This is a genomic window from Marinomonas sp. SBI8L, assembly GCF_001624705.1.
Classification (GTDB): domain Bacteria; phylum Pseudomonadota; class Gammaproteobacteria; order Pseudomonadales; family Marinomonadaceae; genus Marinomonas.
Genome location: NZ_JSEO01000067.1, coordinates 1 through 246 on the forward strand (window position 1 = coordinate 1; position 246 = coordinate 246).

1 pseudogene is annotated in these 246 nt (G+C 43.5%); it reads right to left on the minus strand.

Annotation, left to right across the window (positions count from 1 at the left end):
- Nucleotides 1–246, minus strand: a pseudogene (locus OA91_RS24670) (IS5/IS1182 family transposase); the annotation flags it as partial.

The window sequence follows — 246 nt, forward strand, 5'->3', positions numbered from 1 at the left end:
CATCATGTACATTTCCCGATGTAACATGCACATCCGTGATGATGTTGACTTTACTATCAACAGTACGGTGATCGAGATAGAAAAAGCCTTTAGGTTTTTGATCTCGCACCATGTAGCCACTATCAGGATCGGTTGTGCTTTGTTTGATCGTTTTTTCAGGTGGCGCCTTTTTGGATGGCGCTAAGGCTTTTTTCCAAGTCTTTCCCTTTCTGTTGCGACATCGGCATCAAGTTGATCGAAGTAAGC